At 69.6% G+C, this 25,314-nt stretch carries 24 protein-coding genes; 16 read left to right on the top strand and 8 right to left on the bottom strand.

The annotated features are described in order from the left end of the window. Positions 1-247: 247 nt before the first annotated feature. From AB0O24_RS15790 to AB0O24_RS15780, 3 genes are all read left to right on the top strand, one after another. Positions 248-850, top strand: a complete 603-nt coding sequence (locus tag AB0O24_RS15790; protein WP_363376231.1) for a hypothetical protein — start codon at positions 248-250, stop codon at positions 848-850. 65 nt (positions 851-915) lie between these two features. Next, the gene (locus AB0O24_RS15785) at positions 916-1,659 is read left to right on the top strand and encodes a YcnI family protein (protein WP_363376228.1); all 744 of its coding nucleotides are present in this window, start codon (positions 916-918) and stop codon (positions 1,657-1,659) included. An 8-nt stretch (positions 1,660-1,667) separates the two neighbouring features. Then, positions 1,668-2,240, top strand: coding sequence for a copper resistance CopC family protein (locus AB0O24_RS15780; RefSeq protein ID WP_363376226.1), 573 nt, complete (start codon positions 1,668-1,670; stop codon positions 2,238-2,240). 280 nt (positions 2,241-2,520) lie between these two features. On the opposite strand, the gene AB0O24_RS15775 is transcribed toward AB0O24_RS15780, so the two are convergent. From AB0O24_RS15775 to AB0O24_RS15760, 4 genes are all read right to left on the bottom strand, one after another. Next, complete coding sequence (locus AB0O24_RS15775; protein ID WP_307383484.1) at positions 2,521-3,396, bottom strand: neutral zinc metallopeptidase; 876 nt, start codon at positions 3,394-3,396, stop codon at positions 2,521-2,523. A gap of 64 nt (positions 3,397-3,460) precedes the next feature. Further along, complete coding sequence (locus AB0O24_RS15770; RefSeq protein WP_307383481.1) at positions 3,461-3,982, bottom strand: hypothetical protein; 522 nt, start codon at positions 3,980-3,982, stop codon at positions 3,461-3,463. A gap of 38 nt (positions 3,983-4,020) precedes the next feature. Beyond that, the gene (locus tag AB0O24_RS15765) at positions 4,021-5,235 is read right to left on the bottom strand and encodes an amidohydrolase (protein ID WP_307383478.1); all 1,215 of its coding nucleotides are present in this window, start codon (positions 5,233-5,235) and stop codon (positions 4,021-4,023) included. Between the two features lie 69 nt (positions 5,236-5,304). Then, on the bottom strand, positions 5,305-6,483 hold the full coding sequence (locus tag AB0O24_RS15760) for an AAA family ATPase (protein WP_275797501.1): 1,179 nt from the start codon (positions 6,481-6,483) through the stop codon (positions 5,305-5,307). 150 nt (positions 6,484-6,633) lie between these two features. Here AB0O24_RS15760 and AB0O24_RS15755 point away from each other — a divergent pair, with 150 nt between their 5' ends. The 11 genes from AB0O24_RS15755 (at position 6,634) to AB0O24_RS15705 (ending at position 18,683) form a co-directional block, all read left to right on the top strand. Then, positions 6,634-7,827 carry an FAD-dependent oxidoreductase gene (locus tag AB0O24_RS15755; RefSeq protein WP_363376223.1) on the top strand — a complete coding sequence of 398 codons (1,194 nt, stop codon included), beginning with the start codon at positions 6,634-6,636 and terminating at the stop codon, positions 7,825-7,827. A 233-nt stretch (positions 7,828-8,060) separates the two neighbouring features. Beyond that, on the top strand, positions 8,061-8,855 hold the full coding sequence (locus AB0O24_RS15750; RefSeq protein WP_275797505.1) for an IclR family transcriptional regulator: 795 nt from the start codon (positions 8,061-8,063) through the stop codon (positions 8,853-8,855). A 77-nt stretch (positions 8,856-8,932) separates the two neighbouring features. Beyond that, entirely contained in the window at positions 8,933-10,471 is a 1,539-nt protein-coding gene (locus AB0O24_RS15745; RefSeq protein ID WP_275797507.1) for a sugar ABC transporter ATP-binding protein, read from the top strand. After that, the gene (locus AB0O24_RS15740; protein WP_307383472.1) at positions 10,468-11,631 is read left to right on the top strand and encodes an ABC transporter permease; all 1,164 of its coding nucleotides are present in this window, start codon (positions 10,468-10,470) and stop codon (positions 11,629-11,631) included. Before AB0O24_RS15745 ends, AB0O24_RS15740 begins: the two co-directional genes overlap by 4 nt. Beyond that, entirely contained in the window at positions 11,628-12,815 is a 1,188-nt protein-coding gene (locus AB0O24_RS15735; RefSeq protein ID WP_363376219.1) for a substrate-binding domain-containing protein, read from the top strand. Before AB0O24_RS15740 ends, AB0O24_RS15735 begins: the two co-directional genes overlap by 4 nt. 62 nt (positions 12,816-12,877) lie before the next feature. Then, complete coding sequence (locus AB0O24_RS15730) at positions 12,878-13,828, top strand: cyclase family protein (RefSeq protein ID WP_275797071.1); 951 nt, start codon at positions 12,878-12,880, stop codon at positions 13,826-13,828. A gap of 14 nt (positions 13,829-13,842) precedes the next feature. Then, the gene (locus tag AB0O24_RS15725; protein ID WP_275797069.1) at positions 13,843-14,865 is read left to right on the top strand and encodes an NAD(P)-dependent oxidoreductase; all 1,023 of its coding nucleotides are present in this window, start codon (positions 13,843-13,845) and stop codon (positions 14,863-14,865) included. After that, the gene (locus AB0O24_RS15720) at positions 14,862-15,635 is read left to right on the top strand and encodes an SDR family oxidoreductase (protein WP_363376216.1); all 774 of its coding nucleotides are present in this window, start codon (positions 14,862-14,864) and stop codon (positions 15,633-15,635) included. The genes AB0O24_RS15725 and AB0O24_RS15720 overlap by 4 nt, the downstream gene beginning before the upstream one ends. 22 nt (positions 15,636-15,657) lie before the next feature. Continuing rightward, positions 15,658-16,686, top strand: coding sequence for a zinc-binding dehydrogenase (locus AB0O24_RS15715; protein ID WP_275797065.1), 1,029 nt, complete (start codon positions 15,658-15,660; stop codon positions 16,684-16,686). Positions 16,687-17,353: 667 nt separating this feature from the next. Next, complete coding sequence (locus AB0O24_RS15710; protein WP_275797063.1) at positions 17,354-17,698, top strand: hypothetical protein; 345 nt, start codon at positions 17,354-17,356, stop codon at positions 17,696-17,698. Further along, a complete protein-coding gene (locus AB0O24_RS15705) occupies positions 17,673-18,683 on the top strand; it encodes a sugar-binding domain-containing protein (RefSeq protein ID WP_307383460.1) in 1,011 nt (336 codons plus the stop codon). Before AB0O24_RS15710 ends, AB0O24_RS15705 begins: the two co-directional genes overlap by 26 nt. Here AB0O24_RS15705 and AB0O24_RS15700 read toward each other — a convergent pair. Next, positions 18,664-20,139, bottom strand: coding sequence for an SLC13 family permease (locus tag AB0O24_RS15700; RefSeq protein ID WP_307383457.1), 1,476 nt, complete (start codon positions 20,137-20,139; stop codon positions 18,664-18,666). The genes AB0O24_RS15705 and AB0O24_RS15700 overlap by 20 nt on opposite strands. 179 nt (positions 20,140-20,318) lie before the next feature. Between AB0O24_RS15700 and AB0O24_RS15695 the strand changes: the two genes are divergently transcribed. Continuing rightward, positions 20,319-20,852: a VOC family protein gene (locus AB0O24_RS15695; protein ID WP_275797057.1), complete on the top strand. Its 534-nt coding sequence runs from the start codon at positions 20,319-20,321 to the stop codon at positions 20,850-20,852. A 137-nt stretch (positions 20,853-20,989) separates the two neighbouring features. Here the strand turns inward: AB0O24_RS15695 and AB0O24_RS15690 are convergent, their stop codons facing one another. After that, positions 20,990-21,988, bottom strand: a complete 999-nt coding sequence (locus tag AB0O24_RS15690; protein ID WP_275797055.1) for a LacI family DNA-binding transcriptional regulator — start codon at positions 21,986-21,988, stop codon at positions 20,990-20,992. Between the two features lie 26 nt (positions 21,989-22,014). Further along, positions 22,015-23,694, bottom strand: a complete 1,680-nt coding sequence (locus AB0O24_RS15685) for a glycoside hydrolase family 13 protein (RefSeq protein ID WP_363376210.1) — start codon at positions 23,692-23,694, stop codon at positions 22,015-22,017. A 172-nt stretch (positions 23,695-23,866) separates the two neighbouring features. Between AB0O24_RS15685 and AB0O24_RS15680 the strand changes: the two genes are divergently transcribed. Next, positions 23,867-24,391, top strand: a complete 525-nt coding sequence (locus AB0O24_RS15680; RefSeq protein ID WP_363376207.1) for an adenine phosphoribosyltransferase — start codon at positions 23,867-23,869, stop codon at positions 24,389-24,391. A 171-nt stretch (positions 24,392-24,562) separates the two neighbouring features. Here the strand turns inward: AB0O24_RS15680 and AB0O24_RS15675 are convergent, their stop codons facing one another. Beyond that, positions 24,563-25,252, bottom strand: a complete 690-nt coding sequence (locus tag AB0O24_RS15675; RefSeq protein WP_363376205.1) for a TetR/AcrR family transcriptional regulator C-terminal domain-containing protein — start codon at positions 25,250-25,252, stop codon at positions 24,563-24,565. Positions 25,253-25,314: the final 62 nt, after the last annotated feature.

The following is a 25,314-nucleotide window of genomic DNA, read 5'->3' as shown; positions in this document are numbered from 1 at the left end:
GTCCCCGTCGTCGCCGCGAGCTATCGCCGGCCTGCGCCCTCGGGGCCGCCACCGTCGTCTCGTTGTTCGTATGACCGGGCGGACGACCCGCGCGAGCTCGCGCTGGCGGTGTCGAGCGTCCCCGGTCCGCGGGTGGCGGTCTCGGTCGGGGGCGGGCGCCGTCGCCCGTCCCCGACGTCTCTCGACGCCGTGGCACTTCCCGCACCGGGGCGACCGCCCCGCATAGGCTGAGAGCGGAGGAGTTCGAATGTCGTCGAGAGCAGGGCGCGCGCAACGCGTGGGTCGTGGCATCGCCGCGGCTTCCGTCGCGACGTTCATCGCGACCGTCTCGCACTCCTCGGTCGGCGCCGAACTCCCTCCGCTGCTGAACATCGCCCTCGCCCTCTGCTTGGCGGCCCCGGTGTGCGTCCTGCTGGCCGGACGCACGGCGTCGTGGTGGCGGCTGTCGCTCGCGGTGGTGCTGAGCCAGGCGTTGTTCCACGGCATCCTGGCCCTCGATCTGCGCGGAGACGGTGTCGTCGCACCGGGCGGGCATCACGGGGCGCCGGCGGTGCTCCTCGATGCCACCGGATCGAGCCACGTGGTCGTCGCGCACGGCTCGCACTCGCCCTGGATGTGGGTGGCCCACGCCTTCGCCGCAGTCGTCACGATCCTCGCGCTCGGTCGAGGCGAGCGCGCCGTGCAGGTCATCGCGCGGTTCTTCCACGCGGCGCTCGCCGTGCTGCGGCCCTTCCGCGGGCTCCCCCCGCTGACGGACGACGTCCGTCCCGCGCCCGAGCCGCTCCTGCTGACCACGGCGATGGCCGTGCTGTCGACGATGAGGCATCGAGGTCCGCCGCTCGCGGCGTGACACCTCGACCCCTCATCCTCGCGCGACGCGAGTCGCTCGCGCGCGCCTTCGCAGAAAGCAGCACCATGTCTCGTTCTCCCTTCCTTCGCCGCGCCCTCGTGGGCCTCGCGGCGGGCGCCGTCCTCGCGATCGGCGTGCCGCTCGCGGCATCCGCTCACGTCACCGTCAACCCGAACACCGCGGCCCCCGGCAGCTACGCCACGGTCAACTTCCGCGTCCCGACCGAGTCGGAGACGGCCTCCACCGTCAAGCTCGAGGTGAGCCTGCCGACCGACACGCCGCTGAGTGCGGTGCTCGTGCAGCCCGTCCCGGGATGGACCGCCACCGTCGAGAAGGGCGCGCTCCCCGCGCCCGTCGAGGCGAACGGCAACACCGTCACCGATGCCCCGTTGAAGATCGTCTGGCAGGCCGACCCGGGTGTCGGGATCAGCCAGGACCAGTTCCAGATCTTCTCGGCCGTCCTCGGACCCGTGCCCGACGTCGGCCACCTCGTCCTGCCGGCGGTGCAGACCTATTCCGACGGGTCCGTCGTCGACTGGGCGGCGACCCCCGACCAGGTCGCGGCCGACTCCTCGCTCGAGCCCGCGCCGGTGCTCTACGTCAACGACACCCCGCCGACCGGTGAACACAGCCACGGCACGGCCTCGGCCGCTCCGTCGTCGACGGACCACGACATGGATGCCACGGCATCCGGTTCGTCGTCGGACTCGGGGACGGCGCTCGGTCTGAGCATCGCCGCCCTCGTCGTCGCGGCGATCGGTGCGGTGCTGGGCGCTCTCGCCTTCGCCCGTCGCCCGAAGCGCGGCTGAGCGTGCGCGTGTCGAAGGCCCTCGCGCGGACAGCGGCGATCGCGGCGATCGCGCTGAGCGCCGTGCTCGGCGGGGCCCAGGCCGCCTCGGCGCACGACAGCCTCGAGTCGACGTCGCCCGCCGCGGGCGCGACGGTCTCGTCGCTGTCGGAGGTGTCGCTCGACTTCAGCGCCAACCTGCTCGGGTACGACGGCGGCAACATCGTCATCGTGCTCGGGCCGGACGGACAGCACTACGAGACCGACTGCGTGACCCTGTCGGGGCCGACCCTCGCGGTTCCGGTGGCTCTGGGTGCTGCCGGGGAGTATCAGGTGGAGTGGCGCGCGGTCTCGTCCGACGGCCACCCCATCTCGGGGTCGTACTCGTTCACCTCCACGGAGACGGGTTCGTCGACGGGCCTCGCGCAGTCGCCCTGCGCCGACGCGGCCGGCGCGGGGCAGGCCACGGCTCCCGCGACCGAAACGCCCGCGAGCGGAGCACCGTCGGGACTGACCCTGGGTCTCGTGATCGGCGGCGTGGTCGTCGTGCTCGTGGGTGTGCTGGTCGTGATCATCCTCCGGACGCATTCGCGCGAGGAGTGACGCAGCGCCGCGGTGCCACCGTCTCGCGGAAGTGGGGCGGTGGTGCCGCGGCCGGCGGGTGTCCAGGGGCGGGTTGCTTCGGGTGGCGGGTGCCGTCAGGCGGAGTTGGCCGCGGGTGGCCCGTACCGTCAGGCGGAGTCGAGTGCGGACACGCCGCGGCGCGGCATCCTGGACCGGCGTGTCTCGCGCGAACTCCGCCGGACGGTCCAGCGCGTGCGCGGCCCGCGGGACGGCCGGTCGCAGCCGACGCCCGAGGAGCGGAAGACCCGGATGCCGCGACCTACAGGTCCTGCCCCGCCACCGCGAACGTGTCGCAGGCGTTCACGCCGCCCTCGCGTCCGGCGTCGAACCAGCGCTGGCGCTGCTCGCTCGATCCGTGCGTCCAGCTCTCGGGGTTGATGCCGCGACCGGACTCCGCCTGGATGTGGTCGTCGCCCACCGCGGCGGCCGCCGCGAGGGCGTCACTGATCTGCTGCGACGTCGGCGGCTCGAGGTACGGCGTGCCGTTCTCGTCGACCTGCTCGCCGGCTGCGGCGACCCAGGCTCCGGCGAAGCAATCGGCCTGCAGCTCCGTGCGCACGCCGTTGCTGTCGGGGCCGGTGCCGTTGTTGGGGTACTGCTCCATCACGCCGGTGAGGTTCTGCACGTGGTGGCCGTACTCATGGGCGAGCACGTAGAGCTGCGCGAGCGGTCCCGCGGTCGTGTCGTACTGCTCGCGGAGGATCGCGAAGAAGGTCGGGTCGACGTACACCGTCTCGTCGGGCGGGCAGTAGAAGGGGCCGGTGGCGTTCGAAGCCGTGCCGCACGAGGTGCCCGTCGCCTGATCGACGATGATCAGCTGCGGTTCGCGATAGCCGTCGAGGCGTTCCTGCCAGAACTGATCGATGTTGAGGGATGCCGCGGCCAACCGGCACGAGTCGTCGCTGTTCGCGTCGGCACCCGTTTCGCAGTTGGCGATCGCCTCGCCGCCGCTCTCGGGGCCGGCCGCTGTCCCTCCGCCGATCAGACCGGTGAGATCAGTGCCGGTGAACAGCGAGAACAGCAGAACGACGACGGCGCCGAGGCCGACCGCCCCGCCTCCCACGGCGGCGACGGTCCCGCCACCTCGGCGTTTCGCTGAGTTGCCCCCGACCCGGGCGTTGTCGTTGAACGTCACGACCGTCACGGTACGCGCCGAGCGGCGCGCGGGCAGAGGCCTTGCGCGCGCGACCCCGCGTGGTTCAGCGCTGCGAGATCGGGTGCGTCTCGACCTCGAACTGTCCGAACGGCAGCGGTGACCACACCGAGTACGCGCTCCAGTCGTCGATCCGGAGCGTCGTGATCGCCCACCACCCCACCACCAAGCCGGTGAGGGTCACGATGACGATGACCATGCGCGCGTTGTTGACGATCCTGAGTGCATGGTCGACGTCGGTCGCCCGACCGAGGATGCGCGTGAGAGCCGTCACCACGATGACCGCGAGGATCACGAACACGAGCGGGCTCGGGCTCATCGTCACGGTGCCGCAGAGCGGTTCGATGTCGGTCGGTTTCCCGTCCGCCCCGAGGAATCCCTTGCCGTCGCTCGCGAGGCCTCCGGAACATCCGCCCTGCGATCCGCGCACGAACGCGCCGAGCAGGGCCGCCGCGACGATGCCCCAGATGACGAGAGACCGGATGCCGGCGATGATCGGCGCTCCCGGCAAGAGCCCGTCGCGGTCGTCGTCGGCGGTGATCTGGGCGTCCCTCTGCGTCGCGCTCATCCCTCCACCCTTGCAGGCGAGGCGCGAGGCGTCGAGATTCAGTTCAGGAACTCCCGGGCCGCCACCACGAGGTTCTCGACCCCGCGGTCGATCGTCGGCTGCATCACCGGCGCGAAGAACGGCGAGTGATTCGTCGGGATGTCGCGCTCGATCGTGCCGCCGGCCAGGGCATCCGCGAAGGTCTGAGGGTCGACACCGCCCCAGAACCAGTAGACGAGGGGCACGCCCGCGTCGCGCGCGAACCACGAAACGTCTTCACTGCCCGTGAACATCCCCGGGTCGACGACGCTGGCCTCACCGAACGCCCGGCGAAAGGCCGCGGTCAGGCGGGCCGTGGCTTCCGGATCGTTGATCGTCGGCGGCAGAGTGTGGTCGGTGGTGATCGTCGGGGTCTGCTCGGCGCCCGAGGCCTGCGCCTCGGCGCGGACGATGCGCTCGACCTTCTCGAGCACGCGGTCGCGCGCGGCGTCGTCGGGGTAGCGCAGGCTCAGCTCGAGCTTCGCCTCGGCGGGGATGATGTTGTTCTTCAGCCCCGCGTGGATCGAGCCGACGGTCACGACGGCGACGTCGCGCGGGTCGACCTCGCGCGACACGACGGTCTGCAGGCGCATGACGGTGGCCGCGGCCATGACGACCGGGTCGATCGTGGAGTGCGGGCGCGAGCCGTGTCCGCCGCGACCGTGCAGCACCACGGTGAGCCCGTCGGATGCCGCCATCTGGGTGCCCGGGCGGACGCCGATGGTGCCGGCGGGAAGGGGCGTGACGTGCTGGCCGAGCACGATGTCGGGCTTCGGGTACCGGTCCAGGATGCCGTCGTCGAGCATCGCGCGGGCACCCGCGCCGTACTCCTCGGCGGGCTGGAACACCGCGATCACGGTGCCCGACCACTCGTCGGTCGTCGCGACGAGCCGCTCGAGCGCGCCGATCATCGCGGTGACGTGCATGTCGTGCCCGCACGCGTGCATGACGGGAACGGCGTTGCCCGCCGGGTCGGTGCCGCGGGCGGTGCTGGCGTACGCGAGGCCCGTCTGCTCCTCGACGGGGAGGCCGTCGGTGTCGGCGCGAAGCCACACGACCGGACCGTCGCCGTTGTCGATCCGTGTCACGATCCCCGTGCGGCCGACTCCCTCTTCGAACTCGAGACCGAGGTCGGTCAGGTGCCGCGCGATCACGCCCGCCGTGCGCGTCTCCTGGAACGACAGCTCGGGGTGGGCGTGCAGGTCGATGTACAGATTCTCGAGGTCGACGCTCATGCCCCGAGCCTAGTTCGCCGGGTCTGGGCTCGGTCTGGGCGCCCCGGGATCCGACGAACTTGGAGAGTGTCAGTCGTCCAGATCGGTTTGGCGCCGGATGAAGCGATCCATGTTGGGGACGGTGAAGCTGACGAAGCCTCGGCGCTCGGCGTAGATGATCCCCTTTTCGATGAGCGACTGCCGTGCAGGACTGAGCGACGCGGGCGCGACGGAGAGGAACTCGGCAATCGCGGAGGTGCTGGCGACCTCGCCCCCCACCTCGACGATCGTTCGGAGGTAGAGCCGCTCCGATGGCGTCGTGCGATCCCAACGAGCAGGAAAAAACCCTTGGTCAAGTGCGGCGTTGCCTTCGGCGATGCCTGTGCGTGCGATCTCGAGATCGATGTGTCGATCAGGCGTGAGATCCCACACGGCCTTGCCGTACGTCTGGAGGAAGAACGGGTAGCCCTGGGCCTCATCGACGATCGCCTCGACGGCGTCATCGGAAAACCTTGCCCCAAGTTGCTCGGCGGGGCGGACGACGGCTTCTGCGGCGGAGGATCGCGACAGAGCGCCTACCTCGTGGAGTGAGAATCGCTCCGAGTAGGAGCGAGCCTCAGCGAGAGTGCGCCGGAGCGTAGGGAGTCCTGCGCCGATGACGTAAAAGGGCCAATCCGCTTGCGTCGCTTTGTGTTGCACCGCGAGCAGGGCCGTCAGGAGATCGTCGTCGAGGTCCTGCATCTCATCGACGAAGATGGCCAGCGCACTCTTGTTCTTCTGCAGCGGCTCTGCGAGGTCGGCAACGAGCTCCTCGAGATCCACTTCGATGAGCCCTGAATTGGCTCGGTGATCAGAGGGCTCGACTCCCAAGTTCAGCGATACCCCGGCAACTGTCAGTGCGAATGACGAGACCGTCGATACGGCGGCCTTCACATCGGATACTGCCGTCCGAAAGCGCGCCATTCTGCGCCCGGCCATCGCTACACCGCGGGCGAGCGACTGGCGCGAAACGAGTTGGCCCGCGGTTCCTGGGCGAGCCTCGAACTGCACCGTCAGCCACCCCGCTTGGTCGACGTTCCGTTGCAGTTCATTGAGGAGTACCGTCTTCCCAACGCCGCGCAGACCGTAAGTGATCAGGCCCCCGTCATTCCTGCGGGCGAGACTCTTGGCGACCATCAAGTCGACGAGATCGATCTCGGCCTCGCGCCCCACGAGTTCGGGTGGGCGAACTCCGGCACCGGGCCGGAACGGATTGAGTTCGTGGAGCATGTAGCGACTCTATGGTTATCTAAGCGCAATCTACCCATTCCGCTAGATTCGTCACCTGCCCTGGTGCAGAAAGTCACCTGTCCGCTACCCGATGCCGGGACGCCTCGCAACCCATCCCGGGCGGCCAGGCGCGACGGCGAGGCTGGCCGCATGACCACGACTCACTTCGATCACCTCATCGTCGGCGGCGGCATGGTCGCGGACACGGCGGCGCGCGGCATCCGTGAGATCGATGCCGACGGCTCGATCGGCATCCTGAGCGATGACGTCGACGCGCCCTACACGCGCCCCGCGCTCAGCAAGAAGCTGTGGACCGACGAAGAATTCACGTGGGACAAGGTGCCGCTCGGCACCGCGGACGACACCGGCGCCGACATCCGCCTGCGCACGCGCGTGACGGCGATCCGCCCCGAGGAGCGGGAAGTGGATGCCGACGGCGAGACGTTCTCGTACGGAACCCTCTTGCTCGCCACGGGTGGGAAGCCCGTCGCTCTGCCGATCGAGGATCGATCGAACGGTGAGCGGGCGTTGACCTTCCGTACCGCTGAGGACTACCGCCGTCTGCGGTCGCTCGCGGACGAGGTCGACCGGATCGCCGTCGTCGGCGGCGGCTACATCGGCTCCGAGCTCGCCGCGGCTCTCGTGCAGAACGGCGTCGACACCGTGCTCATCCACACCGGCGCCGTCCTCGGCGACGCCGTGTTCCCCGCCGCGCTCGCCGAGAGGTTCGAGAAGCTGTTCCGCGATGCCGGTGTCGAGATCGTCGCCGGGTCGAAGGTCGCCGGCGGAGACGCGGATGCCACGGGCGCGCGCCTCGAGCTCGAGAACGGCGACGTGGTCCGGGCGGATGCGGTGGTCAGCGGTCTCGGGATCGAGGTCGCGACCGACCTGGCCGAGGGCGCCGGACTCATCGTCGATGACGGCATCATCGTCGACGCGCAGCTGCGCACCTCGACCGACGGGGTCTGGGCGGCGGGAGACGTCGCGAGCTACCCCGACCGGATCCTCGGTCGCCGCCGTGTCGAGCATGTCGACAACGCGAATGAGCAGGGTCGGGCCGCGGGCCGCAATCTCGCGGGTGCCGCCGAGTCGTACACGCACACGCCGTACTACTACTCGGCGGTGTTCGGCATCCGGTACGAGGCGGTCGGGACCCTGGATGCCGCTCTCGACACCGTGGAGGACTGGATCGACCCCGAGCGCGGCATCGTCTACTACCTCGACGACGACCGTGTCGTCGGCGTGCTGCTGTGGAACGTCGAAGACGCGCGGGACGCGGCGCGGAAGGTGCTGGCCGAGGCCGGCACGCTCTCACGGGACGACCTCGCCGGGCGTATCCGCTGAGCCCGCCGAGCCGGGGACCGACTGCGGCGATCACTCGCGTTCCGCAGAGGGAATGACGTTCACCACGAGGAACGAAGGAGGTCGGACCGTTCAGGCCGCCGCAAGGAACGTTGCGGGGAGGCGTGCCGCCTCATCGACGGTGTTGTCGATACGGTCGAGGTCTAGGACCCGGGGTGGGGTCGCAGCGTTTCGCGCCTCTTCTCGGTTCACGGGGCGGCGGAGAGGAGGGCAACATGTCCAACGATCGGACGGGAGCGGATCGAGACCCCGCGCCCGCGCTGACGCGGGGTGTGTACATCCTCCGCATCCTGGCCCAAGCGCAAGGAGAGCCGGTCGCCCTCGCCGATCTCGCGCGCACACTCGAAGCGGCCAAATCGTCGACGTCGTATCTGTGCACGGTTCTCGAGGAGGCGAACCTCATCCGCCGCGTCGGCAACGGTTACGTCCTCGGTCACGGAACGGTCGAACTGGGCGGGGCGTATCTGCGCTCGTTCAACGAGGTGCGCGAGTTCTACCGATTCTGTAACGAGGCACCCACGCTGTCCGAGCAAGTGGTTCAGATGGCGATGCTGCAGGGATCGGACGTCATCTATCTCGCGCGACACGAGGGGCGGTCTCCTCTGCGATTGACGGCCAACCTCGGTGACAGATTCCCGGCGGCATCCACGGCGGTGGGCAACGCCCTGCTCGCCGTGCTCCCGGATGACGACATCGCCGACCGATTCCGCTACCCCCACGCGTTCCCGATGCGGACGTCCGAGAGCGTTCGCAACCTGTCGGAGCTGACGGCTCGACTCGAGCAGGTCCGAGAGCGTGGATACGCCATCGATGAAGGCGGGGTGCACCCGGGCATCTCCGGCGTCGCCGTGCGGATGCCGCCGCGCTCCAGTTCGTCCCCCGCGATCGCCATCGGCTGCTCCTTCCTGACCTCCGCGACCTCACCCCTGCAGCGGGAGGCGATCGTCGCTGAGCTTCGTGAACTCGAGCGGCTTCTCGAGAACCCCATGCAACCTCGCGAGAACACCTGACCGTTCACTCTGTTGAACCACGTTCACCCTGGTGATACTGTCGCACCCAGGACAGGCACACATCAAGGGAGATGTTCGTGGTGCATGAACCCACATCGTTCGAGCAGGCATCGCTGCTCAACATTTCAGGACTGACGAAGTCGTTCTACGCCACGCGTGCGGTGGACGACGTGTCGTTCTCGGTCGACCAGGGTGAGATCGTGGCCCTCCTCGGCGAAAACGGGGCAGGCAAGTCGACCGTCATCAAAATGCTGGCGGACGTATACAAGCCGGATGCCGGCGAGATCACCATCCTGGGCGCGGCCGCCACGCCGACCGTGCGTAAGCAGATCTCGTTCGTCCACCAGAACCTCGGCCTCATCGAGTGGATGACGGTCGCCGAGAACATCGCTCTCGGTCTGGGGTATCCCCGCAACAGGCTCGGCTTCATCAGCACGCACCAGATGAACGCGCAAGCAGCGGAGGTCTTGTCGAGCGTCGGCGGCGGAATCGATCCTGAGCAGCGCATCTTCGACCTGCCACGCGCCGAGCGCAGCCTGCTCGCGATCGCTCGCGGCCTGGTCAGCAAGCCGAAGCTCCTCGTGCTCGACGAACCGACGGCATCGCTGCCCGCCGCCGACGTGGAGCGGCTGTTCTCGGTCCTTCGAACCCTTCGCGACAGCGGCGTGGGAATGATCTATGTCTCGCACCGCCTCGACGAGGTCTACCAGATCAGCCAGCGCGCCGTCGTCATGCGCAACGGTCGCGTGGTGGCCGACCGACCGGTCTCGCAGATCAGCCCCGAAGAGCTCGTCGAGCTCATCGTCGGACGCGAGACGACGGTTCCGCGCATCAATGAGCCGGGCACCGAGACGCGACTCGCTCTGGAGTCGTTCCGAGTCGACGGGACAGAGCCCATCAGCCTGCACGTGCGCTCGGGCGAGATCCTCGCGATCTGCGGTCTGCGCGGCGCGGGGCAGGAGGCGCTCGGCCGGGCCATCGCGGGCGCCACCCGCCCGCAGGCGGGCACGATGACCCTCGACGGAGCGCCGTTCCGCCCGCGCACACCGCGCGACGCCGTCGATGCGGGCGTTGCCTTCGCTACCTCCAACCGTGAGTCGGAGTCCGTGGGTGCGGGTCTGTCGGTCAGCGAGAACCTCTTCCTCAACCCGGCGGTCTGGGGGCGTCGTGCGTGGCAACCCCGCACGGCTCGGACCGAGTCCGTCGAGGCATCCGCGATCCTCGCCCCGTATCAGATCCGTCCCGATGACCCGGAGCTTCCCCTCGACACGTTCTCGGGCGGCAACCAGCAGAAGGTGATCCTTGCCCGCTGTTTCGGGCGTGGACGCGCCGTCGTCATCCTCGAGGAACCCACCATGGGCGTCGACGTCGGAGCCAAGGCCGAGATCTACGAACTCCTCGGCCGCGTGGTCGAACAAGGCACCGGCGCGATCGTCGTCTCCACCGACATGGAGGAAGTCGCCAAGATCGCCCACCGCGCGATCGTGCTCGGACGCGGCCGCGTCGTCGCGGAACTCACCGGTGACGACGTCACCATCCCCAACCTCATCTCGGCGGCCTCCGATCTCGGACGCGTCTCCTACGCCGACCCCTCATCCCAGGAGAGTGCAGCATGACCATGAACACGTCCGTCAAATCGACGGCGCTGGAGCCCGGGAGGGGCGCGAGCTTCTGGAACAAGCTCACCAGCAACTACGGGATGGTGCTGCTCACCATCGGCCTCTTCGTCCTGTTCGCAGCGCTGCGACCCGACACGTTCGCCTCGCTGCTGAACTTCCAGCTGCTCGCGTCGAGCAAGGCCGTTCTGCTCATCCTGGCGATCGCCGTCACCATCCCGATGGTGACCGGCAAGATCGACCTCAGCATCGGTTACGGTGTGGGCCTCTGGCAGGTGATGGCCCTTTCCTGGCAGATCGAGGGCCTCGACTACCGACTCGTCATCGTTCTCGTCATCGTCGGAGGCGGGGTCATCGGCCTCCTGAACGCTCTCCTCGTCGAACTCGCCCAGGTCGACGCGTTCATCGCGACGCTCGCCACCGGCCAGGTCATCTTCGCTGTCACCTACTGGTACACCGGCGGACGCCAGGTCACGGACTCCGACGGTGCGCGCGCCGTCGCCTTCGACGAGCTCTCGCGCTGGAGTCTCGGCCCGATCCCCGGCCCGTTCGTCATCGCCATCGTGCTGGCGCTCGTCGTCTGGATCGTTCTCGATTACTTCCCCGTCGGACGTTACCTGTACGCCGTCGGCGCCAACCCCGCGGCCGCAACGCTGACCGGCATCGCACGCCGCAAGTACGTCGTGGGCGCGATGGTCGCGTCGGGCATGCTCACCGGCGTCGCCGGCATCTTGCTCGCATCCCGTCAAGCGGGCGTGGCCCAGGCCAACATCGGACCCGAGTACCTTCTGCCCGCGTTGGCGGCCGCCTTCCTCGGCTCGACCACCATCCGTCCGGGTCGCGTGAACGGGCTCGGCACGATCCTCGGCGTGACCATCGCGACGATCGGAATCTCCGGCCTCCAGCAGCTCTTCCCCGGGCAGTTCTACCTCGAGCCGCTCTTCAACGGCCTCACCCTGGTCGCGGCGATCACGATCGCCTCCCTCGCCACGCGCCGGCGCACCACGAGAGCGGATGCCGCCCCGCTGACCGACGGTTCCACAACATCCGGCACCGGCTCACCCGGCACCGGCTCACCCGGCACCGTCCCCGAGACCTCCGACGTCACCCCGTCCGAGAGCACTACCCGCACCACCACAGCACGAAAGGACATCTCATGACCATCACCACGAAGCGGCGCGTCCTGCTGGCAGCACTGGCGCTGCCCGTGGCCCTGACCCTGGGTCTCACCGCCTGCTCCAGCGGCTCCGTCGGCAACGCGAGCGGCAGCGGCGGCGACGCCGCCTCGGCAGCCCCGGAGCAGGACTTCTCCTCGATCCTCCCCACCGGCGACGCCGTCGAGTTCTCGAAGGAACTCGTCGAGAAGAGCCTCACCGCCAGCGAGGGTTTCACCCCGCCCGGCACCGGACCGACGGCGCAGAAGCCCGGCGCCCGCATCGCCTACGTCGGCAGCGACCTCACCAACGGCGGGATCAACACCGTCGGCGAGGGCGTCACCGAGGCGGCCGCGGCCATCGGCTGGTCCGTGGACTCGTACGACGGCAAGGCCTCGGCGCAAGGCCGCTCCGACGCCCTGAACCAGGCGATCGCCGCCCAGCCCGCCGCGATCATCCTCGGAGGGTTCGACCCGACCGAGCAGGCAGCCACCATCGCCTCAGCCGAAAGTGCCGGCATCCCCGTCATCGGCTGGCACGCCGGTCCCGTGACCGGCCCCGGCAACGGTCTGTTCACCAACGTCACCACCGACCCCCTGACCGTGTCGCAGCTCGCCGGCGCCTACGCCGTCGCCGACTCGAACGGCACCGCGGGAGCAGCCATCTTCACCGACGGCCAGTACGACATCGCCGTGCTCAAAGCGGATGCCATGAAGGCATACATCGAGGCGTGCAGCGGTTGCTCGGTGCTGTCGTACCAGGACTCGCCCATCGCCGAGGCCGACCAGCGCATGCCCGGCCTGATCTCGAACCTGCTGCAGGAGAACGGCGACAAGCTCACCTACCTGATGGCCATCAACGGCAACTACTTCGGCGGGGCGCAGCAGGCTCTCCGCGCCGCCGGCAAGGACCCCGCCGGCACGCCGAAGTCCGTCGCCGCGGGTGACGGGGACGCCGCTGAGTTCCAGCGCATCCGTTCGGTCGACTACCAGGCGGCGACCGTCGCCGAGCCCCTGCTGCTGCAGGGCTGGCAGCTCATCGACGAAGCCAACCGCGCCCTCGCGGGCGAGGAGTGGTCGGGCTTCGTCGCCGCTCCCGCCCTGATCACGAAGCAGAACGTCCCCACCGGTGACACGTACGACCCGGCCAGCGGTTACCGCGACATCTACAAGAAGGTCTGGGGCAAGTAACACCCCTTCCGGCGGGGCGGACGATCGTCCGCCCCGCCACCCCCGAGAAAGGGCATTCCGTCATGACCGACACCTCCGAAGCGCGCGAGATCCGCGTCACCGAACCGATCGACCAGGCCGGCTTCGACGAACTCTACGAACGTCTCAAGCAGTGGGACACCTGGAGCGACCGTGAACGGGGAGCGTGGAACCGACTCACGCCGGCGCACGCGGCGGCGGCGGCGGCCACCGTGCGCTCCGGCCGCGTGGTGCAGACGACGCTCCCGTGGCCGACGGAGCCGGAGATCGACAACCGGCGTCCGGCGATGCACATGATGCTCGATCTCGGCGACCGTGAGGCTCCCGAGCCGTCGACCAACAAAGACTTCATCGGCATCGAATACCACGGCAAGTCGACGACCCACCTCGACGCGCTCTCGCACATCGCCTACCGCGGTGAGTTGTTCGGCGGCGCGCGCAGCCGCGACGTGGTGAACGCCACCGGCGCGGGCTACGGCTCCGTCGCCAAGCTCGGCTCCTTCGTCGGGCGCGGCGTGCTCATCGACATGCCCGTCGTGAAGGGCGTCTCGTGGCTGGAGCCCGGGGAAGCCGTTTACGAAGACGACCTACGCACGGCGGAGGAGGTGCTCGGCGTTTCGATCGGCGAGGCCGACGCCGTGCTCCTGCGCACAGGCCATAAGGCCCGACGCTCCGCTCTCGGCCCCTGGGACTCCTCGGATCTCAGCGCGGGCTTGCACGCGACGGCCATGCCGCTGCTCGCGGACCGGGGCATCGCCCTGCTCGGCTCCGACGGCGACAGCGACGTGCGTCCCTCGCCGACTCCCGGCATCCACTCGCCCGTGCACATCCTCGCGTTGACCGCGCTCGGGGTGCCGCTGCTGGACAACCTCGACCTCGAAGAGCTCTCGACTGTGGCCGCAGACGAGGGTCGCTACGAGTTCCTCTTCACGGTGGCCCCTCTGCTGGTGCCGGCGGGCACAGGCTCCCCCGTCAATCCGACCGCCGTCTTCTGAAAGGCAGATGCACCATGAGACCCGTAGGAATCAGCCGCGACTTCCTCGACGCGGCAGGCCGTAACGTCTGGGGCGACATCGGCCTGGATGGCTTCGACGAGGCGGGCATCGCCTGGGAGTACCTCCCCGACGACGTGCCGGTCCTGCGCCCGGAAGACATCGACGGGCGACCCGCCGTCCTGTTCGCGGCGCCGGCGGTCGATGCGACCACGTTCAGCGGTGTGACCGAACCGCCGATGGTGCTGGCCCGTTTCGGTGTGGGGTACGACGCCGTCGATCTCGACGCCTGCACGGACGCGGGCGTCGCCGTGACGATCACGCCCGACGGTGCCCGACGCCCGGTCGCGACCGCGGCGCTGGGAATGCTGCTGGGCGGTCTGCTCAACCTGGGCATCAAGGACCGTCTCGTCCGCGAGAAACGCTGGGACGAAAGGACGTCCTGGATGGGACGCGGGCTCACCGGCACGACCGTCGGGGTGGTGGGCTTCGGCGGCACCGGCACGGATCTGGCGCGGCTGCTGGCACCCTTCGAGGTCGAGCTGCTCGCCTACGACCCGTACTGCCCCCTGTCGCGCGCCGAGGAGTTCGGCGCCGAGCTGGTCGGTCTCGAGGACCTCGCCGCTCGATCCGACGCGATCGTCGTGATGGCTGTGCTCACACCCGAGACGCACCACCTCATCGACGCGGATTTCCTCGACCGCGTGAAGCCGACGGCGACCCTCGTGAACGTCGCGCGCGGACCGATCATCGACGAGCCCGCTCTGATCGCCGCCCTTCGGGACGGGCGCCTGCGTGCTGCCGCGCTCGACGTGTTCGAGAACGAGCCCCTCCCGGACGACAGCCCGTTGCGCTCGCTGGACAACGTCCTGCTGTCCCCGCACTGCGTGGGATGGACGGACGAGATGTCGCTCGGCAACGGACGCAGCGCCGTCCGTGCCGTCGTCGGTGCCCTCGCCGGCGAGATTCCCTCCTTCGTCGTCAACCGGCCCGTGCTCGAAACGGCACGATGGCGCGACCTGTCGGCGGTCACCGCATGACGGATTCGCCCCTGTTCGATCTGACGGGTCGCATCGCGCTGATCACCGGCTCGAGCCGGGGGATCGGCAACATCCTCGCGTATGCGCTCGCCGACGCGGGCGCGACGGTGGTGCTCAACGGCATGGATCCCCTCCGGCTGGAATCGGCGCGCGTGGCGCTGGCACAACGGATCGGCCGCGACGTCCACGCTCGGGGGTTCGATGTCAGCGACGAGGACGACGTGCGTGCGGCGGTCGCCGACATCGAGTCGACGATCGGCCCGATCGACATCCTCGTCAACAACGCGGGTATCCAGCACCGCGAGCCGCTGCTCGAGGTGTCCCGAGCGGACTGGGACCGGGTGATCGCGATCGATCTGACCAGCGCGTTCCTCGTGGGGCGAGAGGTGGCCCGTGCCATGATCGCGCGGGGCCGGGGAAAGATCGTCAACATCGCCTCGGTGCAGACCGATCTCGCGCGCCCGACCATCGGCCCGTACACGGCCGCGAAGGGCGGTCTGAGAAACCTCACCCGTGCGATGACGGCCGAATGGGCATCGGCGGGCCTGCAGATCAACGCCGTGGCGCCGGGCTACATCCACACCGAGATGACCCAGGCGCTCGTCGACGACCCCGACTTCAACGCGTTCATCGTACGCCGCACCCCCGCAGCCCGGTGGGGGACTCCCGCCGACCTGGGCGGCCCGGTGGTCATGCTCAGTTCGCCCGCGTCCGACTTCGTCAACGGGCAGGTGCTGTTCGTCGACGGCGGCATGACCGTCATCGTCTGACCCCGAGAGAGGAAAAGCCATCGTGCAACCCAACCTGGCCGTGATCGCCGACGTGGGAGGAGTTCTCCGCATCCAAGAGGTGCCCGAACCGCGACCCGCTGACAATGAAGCGGTCGTGTCAGTCGCGTTCGGGGGGATCTGCGGCTCCGACTTGCACTACTGGCAGCATGGGGCGGCGGGAGAATCGATCCTGCGGGCGCCGATGGTGCTCGGTCACGAGCTGTCGGGCACCGTGGTCGTGTCTGCTGCGGACGGTTCAGGACCCGCGGCCGGAACGGCCGTCACCGTGCACCCCGCCACGCCGGGTCGCCCCGACTTCCGATACCCGCAGAACAAGCCGAACCTCTCCGGCGGCACCTACCTCGGCAGCGCTGCGCGATTCCCGCACACCGACGGCGGCTTCGCGCGCAGGATCGCTTTGCCGACGAGGATGCTGCGCGATCTGCCGACCGGCTTGTCGTTGGCAGACGCCGCGCTCGCCGAGCCCGCAGCGGTGGCCTGGCACGCCGTGTCGCGCGCCGATCGCTTGAGTGACAAGCGCGTGCTGGTCATCGGCAGTGGTCCCATCGGTGCACTCATCGTCGCCGCGGCCCGACGCGAGGGGGCACGGGAGATCATCGCCGTGGACCTGCACGAACAGCCGCTTGAGATCGCCGCGCGCGTGGGAGCGACGCGAACGCTTCGGGCGACGGATGCCGAGGCCATCGCGCGTGTCGATGCCGACGTGGTGTTCGAGAGCTCGGGCAACCCTCGCGGGCTGGCATCCGCGGTGTCGGCGGCGACCCGCGGCGGACAGGTCGTCATGGTGGGTCTCATTCCCGCGGGCGAGCAACCCGCGCTGCTGGCCACCGCCATCACCCGGGAACTGCGCCTGGTGGGCTCTTTCCGCTTCAACGATGAGATCGACGAGGTGATCACCGCATTGGCCGACCAGTCACTCGCGGTGAGCCCCGTCGTCACCCACACCTTCCCCGTCACCGACGCGGTGCACGCGTTCGAGGTCGCGGCCGACCCCCGTCGATCCGGCAAGGTGCTTCTGGACTTCGCCTGACCGAACCCCTCTCTCGCCGCCGATCTACGGAGCAACGCATGACGTCCACCCCCTCCCCGACCGGTCCGATCCTGAAGTCCATCGCCGCCGTCGCCGAGGGCGAGGCGTGTGTCACGCACGTCGGCCACGACGGCGCGGGCCACTTCCCTCTGGTCGGGCGACCGCACCGAGATCGAAGCAGAGGACACGCACTGACGTAAGGGGGAGTGAGTCCATGGTGTTGCATGGGACGCCGGCAGGTTACGAACGAGGGTGTCGCTCTCGCGGGGGATGCCAGCACCACCGCTCAGCAGAAATCCTCACCTGCGTCGATGCGCACATCGCGCGTCAAGCGGATTTCCGCCTCAGCCGGTTGCCGGCGACGGCGCAGGTGCGGCGAGCCATGCTCACAGCCGCGCCGTCGCCTCCGGGAGCCGACTCCGGTCCCGCCTGCGCGCTGCCCGTGCATGGAACGCTCTGGGGATACCGCCGGGGCTGCCGCGGTCATCGGGAGTGCCCGCAGTGGCGGACAGGGCTGCGCACATGCGTCGAAGCGAAACGCCTGTATGCGACCGAGTACGCCAAGAACCGAGGGCGTGGGCACGGGGCGCCGATCGCTCACGGAACAACCGCCGGATACTTCGCCGGATGCCGTGACCGCAGCGCCTGCGCAGGAGACGAAGCGGGGGTGACCTGCCCGGACGCTCGCAACAGTCACAAGCGAGCACTGGCGCGACGAGCGGGAACGCCCCAGCGCGAGATTCCCGTCGACGCGGCGGTCGCCGCGACACGGGTCGCGGCGTGGCGGTCGCAGGGATACTCGTTGCGCAAGATCGCCCAACTCGCCGGAGTCGGTCGATCGACCGTCATGGCCATCGCCGGGGGAACCGACGAGCAGTCGTCACGATCGAGGATCACGGCCGCGACGCTGTCCGCGATCCTCGCCATCGGGATGCCGGACGTCTCGGTTCGCTCTTCACCCACCGACAGCGAAGAGGTGCCAGCAAGTGGATCACGACGCCGCGCCGGATGACATCGCTGCGCGAGAGCAGCGACATGACGAGTTGCTGCAGCAGATCGCGCATCGATTCTGGGTCCAGCGGATGACTCAGCAGCAGATCGGGGAAGAGTTCGCCTTCAGCCGGGTCAGTATCTCCCGCCTGCTCGAGGAAGCACGACGGCGCGGGGTGGTCCGCTTCGATGTCGGTGCCCCCGTCGATCGCGAACGGGGACGGGAACGAGAGCTCCTGGCCGCCCTTCGGGCCAGTGGGCAACGCGCTGCCACCGAGTTGCAGGCCTGCCGCGTGATGCCTGCTCTGCGGCGGGGCGACGCCGCCCATCGGCGGCGTCTGGGGATGCACGCGGCCGCGGTTCTCGCGGGGCACCTCCCCGCCGGTGGAACCCTCGCCATCGCCTCCAGTCGGACGACGGCTCCGCTGGTGCAGGCCGCCCACCTGCTTCCCGATCTGGCGTTCGTCGCCGAACTCCTCGGGTCGAGCGACCGTAGGGCCGGCACGGTGGCCGGCGGCGACGTCTCCAAGAAGGTTGGAGCCGTCCACCGACCCATTCCCGCCCCGTTCATCCGGCGGCTGGAGGAGCGGGACTTCTCCGCCGCAGCTCGATCCCGCATCCGAGCGGCCATCGAGAGCGCGGTCCAGGCCGACGCCGCCCTCTTCGGAGCCGGTTCGATGCGGCGGTTCGACGGGACCGGGGTTCATGCGCCGGTTTCTCGGCAGCTCCTGTCGGAAGCTGCGGCGGCCGGAGCCGTCGGCCACTGCCTCGGTGTCTTTCTCGACCCACGGGGGCGAGAGGTCCCGTCCGTTGTGGACGCCGTGCGCGTCGGCGCGAGCCCGACCGAGCTACGACGCGTCTCACGCCGAGTCCTTCTGGTCTGGACCCCGGAGAAAGCGCCGATCGCACGAGCCGCGGTCGCGTCGGGACTTGTCACCGATCTGGTGACCGACGAGACCACGGCGCGCGCGATCCTGGGTGAGCTCCTCAGCTCGTCAACGGAATGACGACCCACAGGGTCGTCGCGAGAGCACCGCACACGACGCCCATGATCGTCACCGCCACCGTCCACGTCTGCAGCATGACCAGCTCGGAGATCGTGAAGTAGCGCGACAACACCCAGAAACCGGCGTCGTTCACGTGCGAGAGGCAGACGCCGCCGGCGCAGATCGCCACGGTCAGGAGGGCGACGTGGAGGGGGCCGTAGGCCGTGAGATCGATCGATCCCGCCAACAGGGTCGCTACGGTCGTGACCGCTGCCGTCGTGGTTCCGAGGGTGGCGCGCAGCACGAGGGCGAGCAGGAAGCCGAAGATGACGATCGGCATGTTGGCGTTGCTCAGCGCATTCACCAGCGACTGCCCGATGCCGGTCGCCGCGATGATGCCACCGAAGGCGATGCCACCGCCGGTGGACAGCACGATCTCCCCGACCGGCCGCAGCCCCACGCGTCCGACCTCGGTCATGCCGCTGACGCGGCGCTGGGCGCGGGAGAGCAGCGTGAAATACGCCACGATCGTCGTGATGATGAGCGCGATCTCGGGGACACCGATGAACCGCAGGGCGTCGGTGACCACATTGTGCACGCCCGGCAGGAACTGGCTGACCAAGGTCGCAACCAGAATGAGGACCACCGGCAGCAGCAGCACCGTGAGCAGCTTGGCGAGGATGCCGGGGACGACGTCGGTCTGTGCCGCCGTCGCCGTGCGAACCGGCACCGTCAGGTTCGTCGCGGGTCGGCCGCTGGCCGCGCCGCTGACGCTCCCGCTGGACGGAGCGTCGTCGTCGGTGGTCGCCTCGGCGACGAGGACGCCGCGCTGCTCGAGCCGCGTCGCGCGACGGTACGCCCACCAGCACCCGAGGGTGGCACCCGGCAGCATGCACACCATGCCAAGCGCGATCAGCAGCCCGTAGTCCGTGCCGAGGGCGACGGCGACAGCGACCGCCCCCGGGTGCGGCGGGATAATCGCGTGCACGGCGAGAACGGCGACCGCCATCGGCACCGCCATCACGGCGACGTGGCGACCCGCCTGACGCGCGACGGCGATCGCCACCGGCGCGAGGAGGATGACGGCGGTGTCGAAGAAGATCGTGCTGCCGACGAGGAGCCCGGCGAGAGCCATCGCCAGAACCCCGCGTCGGGGGCCCGTGAGCTGAAGCAGCTTTCGGCCGAGGATCTCGCTTCCGCCGGACCGAGCGATGATCTCGCCGATGATGCAGCCCAGGCCGACCAGGATGAGGATGTGGGCGGTGCTCTTGTTCAGGGCGGTCAGGAGCACGGTGAAGATACCCGGCTGCAAGGGGTCGCTGCCTGGGACGTCCACCAGAGGGACCTGGAAGATCAGGCCGAGGACGATGGCGACGACCGACATCGCGATGAACGGATGGATCCGCATCCGGACGATGAGGACGAGTAGCACCACGATGCTCGCCACGATGGCGATAAGGGCTGCGATGAGAGGCACGGACGCTCCTTTGCGTGAGGGATGCCCAGTGAACCCACCGCTGCCCATCTCGCCTAGGGCATGTCACGGTTCCGGGCCGAAGACGAACAGATGACCGCAATCGGGCGCGAATGAGCGACGGCCGTCGGCTGCCTCCCCTGCGCGCCTCACCATGGTGATCTCCACAGAGAGGATCAATGATGATTTCCGAGACCGCATCCCCGGCCCCCGCCCTTCATCACGTGTGCATCGTCGTCGCCGACCTCGATGTCGCTCGCGAGTTCTACGTCGATGTGATGGGAGCCGTCGAAGACGTGCGCCCGCGCGATTTCGTCTTCAAGGGCGCGTATTTCTCGATCGGCACCGCCGAGGTGCATGTCGTGCAGGAGGGCCGTGCCGGACACCTCGCAAGCCACGCGCCGAGCTGGAGCACCGACGAACTTCGCACCGGGCTCGTGACTCACTACGCGCTCATGGTCGAAGACGTCCGCGTATACGTCGACCGGCTCCGAGAGCGCGGGATCGAGAGGGTCGGGGGCTACCGTGTGCGCGATGACTATGTGGAGCAGGTGTACATCGCCGACCCCGACGGCAACGTCATCGAGCTCATGCAGCGCCACAGCGAGCACCATGGTCGTCTGCGCCGTCAGGAGATCTGGGACGACGGCACCGCCGTGCCGGTCGCGCCGGGATTCGACCTCGTCGACCCGCGCCAGCGCTACGGCTCGTTCTGAGACGGATATCTCTCGCCGCTGACGTCCACTCGCGCCGGCATCGGGTTCGTGCCGGTGCCTCCAGCGCCCGCCGTTGTCGCAGAGGTGGGCTCGCGACAACGGTGGGGCCCCTCCGACGGGCTGGCGGACGCGCGTCTTCAGCGTGCCGGCGACCCCGTCGAGCCGCGGTCGACCAGCTCGAACGGCAGGGTGCCGAGCCCCGGGGCCGGGTCCGCCCCGTCGAGCTCGGCGAGTGCCGCCTCGGCCGCGCGCCCTCCCTGACCGCGCGCGAACTGATCGACGGTCGTGAGGCCGAACCAGCGGCCGAGCTCGTGTCCGTCGACGCCGATGATCGACACGTCGGCGGGAATCCGCAGGCCGAGCTCGCGCGCGGCGAGGATCGCGCCGATGGCCATCTCGTCGGATGCCGCGAAGATCGCGGTGGGCGGGACTTCGCCGCTCAGCGTGCGGGTCGCGGCTGCGGAACCGCCCTCGATGGTGAAGTCGGCCGGCTCGAACACGGCGTCGGCGCCGATGGCATCCATCGTCTCGGTGAAACCGAGGCGGCGGAGTGCGGGAACCGACGATGCCGCGTTGGTCGTCGTGTCGGCGCCGATGTGGGTGACGCGGCGGTGTCCGAGAGCGATGAGGTGCTCGGTCGCGAGTCGTCCGACGGCCCGGTCGTCGACCGTGAGCGTCGTCAGTAACGGGTTCGGACCGCCGATCGAGACCACCGGCACGCCGAGGGTGCGAAGCAGCGCCGACTCGGCGGCATCCATCTCGATCGCGATGGTGATGACGGCGTCGATGCGCCTGCGGCGGAGGTGGTCCTCGAATACACGGCGACGTTCCGCGGGGTCGGCGCTCACGCTGTAGAGCGTGATGTCGTAGCCCTCGCGCACGAGCGCGTCGGAGATGCCGGCGAGCACGGTGCTGAAGAACCACCGGTCCAGGAACGGCACGACGACACCGACCGCGCGCGCCCGCCCGGTCGCGAGGCTCGACGCCGCCGCCGAGACGACGTACCCGAGTTCCTCGGCGGCAGCGAGCACGCGATCGCGCGTCGCGGTCGACACCGGACCGCGCCCGCTCAACGCGCGCGAGACCGTGGCCGTCGACACTCCCGCCCGGCGGGCGACGTCGTCGATACCGGCCACGGTCTCGCGATTCCGGATGCCGCGGCTTACGCCGCCGCGATCCAGACGGTCGTGTCGGTCGGCAGCACGTTTCCGTCGAGGGGGCCGCTCGCCACGAGGACCTCGCCCGCGGGCAGCTCGACCGGCTCGTCGCCGAGGTTGGCGATGACGGTGAGCGATCCGTTGCGGAACGCCACGACGTCGTCGCCGTACCCGTCGAGCCAGTCGAGAGCGCCGGCGCCGAGGTTGCGTGCGCGACGAGCAGCGAGCAGCGAGCGGTACAGCGACAGGGTCGAGGCGGGGTCGTCGACCTGCACGTCGCGCGCGAGCGCGGCCCACTCCGCGGGCTGGGGGAGCCACGACTCGCCCGTGGTGTTGAAGCCGTAGGCGGGCGCGTCGGCGGTCCACGGGATCGGCACGCGGCAGCCGTCGCGGCCGTAGCGCTCGCCGTTCGTGCGGAACCACGTCGGATCCTGACGGGCGTCGTCGGGCAGGTCGATGACCTCGGGCAGGCCGAGCTCTTCGCCCTGGTAGAGGTACGACGAGCCCGGGAGCGCCAGCATGAGCGAGGTGGCCGCGCGAGCGCGCTGCAGGCCCTTCACGGGGTCGGGCTGGCCGGGCGACTTCGGGCCGATGCCCGCGCCCTGCGGGTTCTCGGCGGTCAGTGCGAGGCGCGAGGCGTGGCGCACGACGTCGTGGTTCGACAGCACCCAGGTGCTGGGGGCACCGACGGCCGCGTACTCCTCGAGCGACTCCGAGATCACGGCGCGGAGGGCTTCGGCATCCCAGGTCGTCTCGAGGTAGTGGAAGTTGAACGCCTGGTGCATCTCGTCGGGACGCACCCACAGCGCGGTCTGGTGGACCGTCGGCAGCCACGCCTCGGCGCAGAGGGCGCGGTCGCCGTCGTACTCCGCGAGCACCTCGTGCCATTCGCGCCACACTTCGTGAACGCCGGGCTGACCCCAGTACGGCACCTCTTCGGCGTCGCCGCCCATGGAGCCCGCGTCGGGGTCGGGCGTGAAGTCGGGGAGACCCTCGGCCTTGATGAGGCCGTGCGCGACGTCGACGCGGAAGCCGTCGACCCCGCGGTCGAGCCAGAAGCGCAGGATGTCGCGGAACTCCGCCCGCACTTCGGGGTTGGTCCAGTCGAAGTCGGGCTGCGACTCGTCGAAGATGTGCAGGTACCACTGACCGGGCGTGCCGTCGGCCTCGGTGATGCGCTTCCACATGCCGCCGCCGAACACGGACTCCCAGTTGTTCGGGGGCAGCTCGCCGTTCTCACCCTTGCCGTCGCGGAAGATGTACCGCGCCCGCTCGGGGCTGCCGGGGGCGGCCTTCAGTGCCTCCTGGAACCACACGTGCTGATCGCTGGAGTGGTTCGGGACGAGGTCGACGATGACCCGGATGCCGCGCTCGTGCGCGCCCGCGAGCATCGCGTCGAAGTCGGCCAGGGTGCCGAAGATCGGGTCGACGTCGCGGTAGTCGGCGACGTCGTACCCCGCGTCCTTCTGCGGCGACCGCTGGAAGGGGCTGAGCCAGATGGCATCCACCCCCAGCTGCTTCAGGTCGTCGAGGTGCGCGGTGACGCCGGGCAGGTCGCCGAGGCCGTCGCCCGAGGCGTCGGCGAAGGAGCGCGGGTAGATCTGGTAGATGACGGCGGTGCGCCACCACTCCGAGCCGGGTGCGGACGCGAGTTCGGGGCGCGAGTCCTGCTGCGTGAAAGTCATGCGGTACACCGTACTGCAAGCGCTTACATCGGCGTCAAGCGCACCCCCGCACCCGTTCCCCGCGTGAGTGCCCAAAACACCCGGACGGTTCCGAAATTCGTCCGGGTGTTTTGGACACTCAACGGGGGAAAGCGCGAGGGCGGAGGCGCGAGGGCGCGATTAGGCTGGGGCGGTGCCCGACGCCTCCGCCCTCGCCCGTGCCGAATCGCTGATCACGAGCATCCCCGACTACCCGAAGCCCGGGATCATGTTCCGCGACATCACGCCCCTGCTGACCGATGCCGCGGCCCTGCGCACCGTCGTCGAGGCGCTTGTCGAGCCCTTCGCGGGCCGGTTCGACGCCGTTGCGGGAGTCGAGGCGCGCGGCTTCCTCCTCGCGGGGGCCGCGGCCATCGTCGCGAACGTCGGGTTGATGCCGATCCGCAAGGCCGGGAAGCTGCCCCGACCCGCCGCCGCGGTCGAGTACGACCTCGAGTACGGCTCGGCGACCATCGAGATGCACGACGACAACGCCGCCGGCGCGCGCGTGCTGCTGCTCGACGACGTCCTCGCGACGGGCGGCACGCTCAGCGCGGGACGCGAGTTGCTCGAGGCCGTGGGCAGCGAGGTCATCGGCATCGCGACGCTGCTCGAGATCGACGGCCTCGGCGGTCGCGAGGCTCTCGGCGGCGACGTGCACGCGGTCTTCCACGTCTGACGGGTCTCCCGCCCGCGCGGGCGCGGCGCCCAAGCGCCCCCGTTGAGTGTCCAAGACACGCCGTAACGCGGTCACCCATGACGGCGTGTCTTGGACACTCAACGTGAGAGCGGCGCCCCCGCGCCCCCGCGCCCGGGCGCGCCCCGCGCCCGCGCGCCGCGCCGCGCCCCGTTACCCGCGCCCCAGGCGCAGCCGGAGGCCCTCGAGCAGGGCGTCGAGGCCGAGGGCGAACGCGAGGTCGGCGGGGGTGGCGCCCTGAGCCTCGGCGAGTTCCCGGCGCGCGTGATAGGCCGCGGCGAACGTGGGGACGTCGGCCCGATCCCCCGGATCGAGCATGTCCTGCGGGGCCGAGGCGTCGAGCGCCGAACCCAGCACGAAGGACTCCACGGCCACGATGACGCTCATCGATTCTGCGGCTGACCAGCCGGCATCCTGAAGCTGGGATGCCAGGTGGTCGTACGATCTGCCGACCGTCGAGGTCGCGTCCAGGGGGAGCGCCGACAGGTACGCGACCGTCGAGGGGTGGGCGGCGAAGGCCGCGCGATAGGCGTGCGCCCAGTTGCGGAGAGCGTGGTCCCATCGGGGATCGGGAGCTGCGTTGGCGTCGATGCGTTCGGCGAGGATCTCTCGGATCTCCGCGAACACCGCCGTCTTGTTCTCGACGTGGTTGTACAGCGACGACACGCGCACGCCGAGCGCTCGCGCCAGATCGCTCATGCGGAACCCGGTGTCGCGATCGTCGTCGAGCAGGCGTAGGGCGGTCTCGCCGATGAGGCGGCGAGAGAGCACTCCGACCCGCGGACGCCCCACCGGGCGGGGTCGTGCGGCGGCCTCGGACGCTGTCTTCCCTACTGCACTCACGCTGTTTCCTCGCCGTCGAGCCGGAGAAATCCGAGCCGGAGAAACATTGTACGTGCGGGCAA

This window comes from Microbacterium sp. NPDC086615, from assembly GCF_040686055.1.
Taxonomy (GTDB): Bacteria; Actinomycetota; Actinomycetes; order Actinomycetales; family Microbacteriaceae; genus Microbacterium.
This window is presented reverse-complemented; position numbering and strand designations above follow the sequence as displayed.

What these genes read in the sequence shown, in the direction of transcription:
- AB0O24_RS15790 (WP_363376231.1), top strand. Translation starts at nt 248, where the DNA reads ATGTCGTCGAGAGCAGGGCGCGCGCAACGCGTGGGTCGTGGCATCGCC.
- AB0O24_RS15785 (WP_363376228.1), top strand. Translation starts at nt 916, where the DNA reads ATGTCTCGTTCTCCCTTCCTTCGCCGCGCCCTCGTGGGCCTCGCGGCG.
- AB0O24_RS15770 (WP_307383481.1), bottom strand. Translation starts at nt 3,982, where the DNA reads ATGAGCGCGACGCAGAGGGACGCCCAGATCACCGCCGACGACGACCGC.
- AB0O24_RS15765 (WP_307383478.1), bottom strand. Translation starts at nt 5,235, where the DNA reads ATGAGCGTCGACCTCGAGAATCTGTACATCGACCTGCACGCCCACCCC.
- AB0O24_RS15760 (WP_275797501.1), bottom strand. Translation starts at nt 6,483, where the DNA reads ATGCTCCACGAACTCAATCCGTTCCGGCCCGGTGCCGGAGTTCGCCCA.
- AB0O24_RS15755 (WP_363376223.1), top strand. Translation starts at nt 6,634, where the DNA reads ATGACCACGACTCACTTCGATCACCTCATCGTCGGCGGCGGCATGGTC.
- AB0O24_RS15750 (WP_275797505.1), top strand. Translation starts at nt 8,061, where the DNA reads ATGTCCAACGATCGGACGGGAGCGGATCGAGACCCCGCGCCCGCGCTG.
- AB0O24_RS15740 (WP_307383472.1), top strand. Translation starts at nt 10,468, where the DNA reads ATGACCATGAACACGTCCGTCAAATCGACGGCGCTGGAGCCCGGGAGG.
- AB0O24_RS15735 (WP_363376219.1), top strand. Translation starts at nt 11,628, where the DNA reads ATGACCATCACCACGAAGCGGCGCGTCCTGCTGGCAGCACTGGCGCTG.
- AB0O24_RS15730 (WP_275797071.1), top strand. Translation starts at nt 12,878, where the DNA reads ATGACCGACACCTCCGAAGCGCGCGAGATCCGCGTCACCGAACCGATC.
- AB0O24_RS15725 (WP_275797069.1), top strand. Translation starts at nt 13,843, where the DNA reads ATGAGACCCGTAGGAATCAGCCGCGACTTCCTCGACGCGGCAGGCCGT.
- AB0O24_RS15720 (WP_363376216.1), top strand. Translation starts at nt 14,862, where the DNA reads ATGACGGATTCGCCCCTGTTCGATCTGACGGGTCGCATCGCGCTGATC.
- AB0O24_RS15695 (WP_275797057.1), top strand. Translation starts at nt 20,319, where the DNA reads ATGATTTCCGAGACCGCATCCCCGGCCCCCGCCCTTCATCACGTGTGC.
- AB0O24_RS15685 (WP_363376210.1), bottom strand. Translation starts at nt 23,694, where the DNA reads ATGACTTTCACGCAGCAGGACTCGCGCCCCGAACTCGCGTCCGCACCC.